The 2,274-nt window shown below is 47.0% G+C and carries 4 protein-coding genes; 1 reads left to right on the plus strand and 3 read right to left on the minus strand.

The features are described from left to right. Positions 1-29: 29 nt before the first annotated feature. The 3 genes from VI25_RS22215 to VI25_RS22220 all read right to left on the minus strand — a co-directional run bounded on the left by VI25_RS22215 (position 30) and on the right by VI25_RS22220 (position 1,466). Complete coding sequence (locus VI25_RS22215) at positions 30-317, minus strand: hypothetical protein (protein WP_055562915.1); 288 nt, start codon at positions 315-317, stop codon at positions 30-32. An 84-nt stretch (positions 318-401) separates the two neighbouring features. Next, positions 402-575 carry an Imm27 family immunity protein gene (locus VI25_RS29095; protein WP_410503457.1) on the minus strand — a complete coding sequence of 58 codons (174 nt, stop codon included), beginning with the start codon at positions 573-575 and terminating at the stop codon, positions 402-404. A 264-nt stretch (positions 576-839) separates the two neighbouring features. Beyond that, positions 840-1,466, minus strand: coding sequence for a hypothetical protein (locus VI25_RS22220; protein ID WP_055562916.1), 627 nt, complete (start codon positions 1,464-1,466; stop codon positions 840-842). Between the two features lie 352 nt (positions 1,467-1,818). Here VI25_RS22220 and VI25_RS22225 point away from each other — a divergent pair. Next, positions 1,819-2,274: hypothetical protein (locus tag VI25_RS22225; protein WP_152981775.1), on the plus strand; the 456-nt coding region annotated here is incomplete at its 3' end.

Raw genomic sequence — 2,274 nt, forward strand, 5'->3', positions numbered from 1 at the left:
TTGCAACTTACTTCGCAAATCCTATTTTTTTAGCCAGCAACGACTTTATTGGTAGGGGGCATCTCCTCCTCGGGCGCAAGATCCCAGCAGTCAATGGCTGTTCGATCTGACCGTAGTAACTGCCATGCCTGCAAGACCGCCTCGGCATCTTCTCCTGCCGTCATACATTCATGAGTAAAGGGAGGAGGGCAATATTGATTCCACATGCCAGCCAAGGCATTGAGTGCTTCGTAAAGTTGTTGACTACGCTCCAATAGCTGAGCCTGTAGGGCTTGGTTTTCAGCTTGTAACTCTGCGGCATTAGATACAGGCTCCATTCAGTTAAAGTAAGTGTCCGAAAAGTAAATCTTATGTAAAATAGCGTTTTCGCTATTGATGCCTTTAAGCAATGAAAACCTTAGTTAACCGCTTACTCTGTACTGCTGGCTAACTTCTTCTTGCTTCAAACGTGTGAGGGTTGGTGGGCCGCCACCTTGAAGATGCCCTTGCGGAAAGGAGAGTCCCCAATAGCAGCTATCCGCTGGGTTCTGATATAACTGCCCCCAACCATTCTGCTCCACGGCCACGAATTGCAATTGGTGCTTGAGTAACTACAAGATGCGTTGTGCGTTCACATCCGCCTGCATCTTTCCATCGATTAGGAGCCAATCACCAATGAGCTGCGTCTCTTCGGGAGTCAAATGCATAAGCAAGAGGTAAGGAATAGAATGATATTGACTTGCTTTTTTGAGATGGAAGCGAGTTAGACAAAAAGCAGAAAAACCTATCTACTAGCTTGGCTACCTTCTAAGAAAAGTTGCTTAACATAATGCAGCTTCTCAGACAACGAGCGACCTAGCCTATCGTTCACCCTGTAATGCTGACCGTTTGAGCGAGATGATTCTGCGCACCGGGTTATCGTCTCCGAAGAATAAATACTGCTTACCAATTTGCAGATTCGTGAGAATATCTTGCTTCAGGTCTCCTGAGTAGTCTTTAACCTTTGCCTGCGCTAAGATTAAGTTGTACTCATAAATCATGCTATCCGTAACACAAGCTAGAAAATATCCTTGATAAAGAGTCCCCTTTTTCAACAAGGTAGTATTCTGTTCATAAAGGGTATCTGATTGACGCTCTACTTTCTGCAGCGTGTCACTGGTCATCACTTTGAAACTCGAAAGCATGTGTCTGCTGCGTTGCCAAACGAACCGATCATCCTTGATCGTCGGGTCATCCTTTTCATAGCGCATAAATGATAAGCCTTCCCGCTCGTCATGGCTATGCGGAGGAATTAAGTGGAATACGAGTCCGTCAACTTGTTGCTTCCACCCCGAAGGAACTGCTATTACCTCCTGATTAATTTCGTGGATTTGCCAATTCTTTAAGGCAGGGCCAATCTCTTTTTTAACTTCATAAGAAGTTACCTCAAGCGTATCAGTGGTTGCTTCTAAGTCAATGGGTGCTGAGCCTGATTGTCGGGCCGACACTGGGTGCAAGTGAAAAGGAGCAATAATAGCTGTAGAGCAGCGGAGTAGGGAAGTCGCAAACTGAATCTCTCTTAAAAGAAGGCTAACAAGAATATTCAAAGAAAAGCACGAATAGCCAAGTTTAGAGATTTCGCGGAAAAGTCGCTTGACATAATGGGAGTTATACCCCCGACCTCGGAATAATACCGACTCTGGACTACCAAAACGTTAAGCTTGGAGGATGGTGTTTTATTGAGAGAAAGGCTTTTATAGACACGACGCGATAACCTTATTGCAGTGTATCTTTCACGCACGAAGGTAGAAGGCTAGTTACCTCTCCCTGTTGTCCGAACTTGCCTTGATACCTATGCTTATGAAAGCAGTTTACAGCCTTCTTCCTCTGCTTTTCCTCGCTTTCTTTACGCAAGCGCAATCATTGGGCGCCCAGTTGGAAGCGGCTTATCGGGCGCAGTCATCGGCACAGCTGGAACGCTTTTTTCAAACCCTACGGGACCAAACTACGCCCATTTCCTCAGACGAACTGGCGCGCTTACCCCCGCGCCAACAAGCGGCCTATGCGGTATTTACCGCTTTCTACCGTCCACACCAACTCGACAGCCTCGGCGGGTCAGAGTGGGGACCTGACGTGTACCAGAAAGTTCGCTTTTTACTGGTGCAGCCCTCCCTTCGGGTGAAGTTAGTGGACAAGATTTATTATTCCGACGCCGACGTGGAGGCCATTATCACTCGCGTCATCTCCGGCAGCGAGCAGCCCGATTCCACCAAGCGACGACTGCTTAAGAAGGTAAATGGCCGACTTAATCAAAAG

The sequence above is a fragment of the Hymenobacter sp. AT01-02 genome (assembly GCF_000961955.2).
GTDB lineage: Bacteria > Bacteroidota > Bacteroidia > Cytophagales > Hymenobacteraceae > Hymenobacter > Hymenobacter mucosus.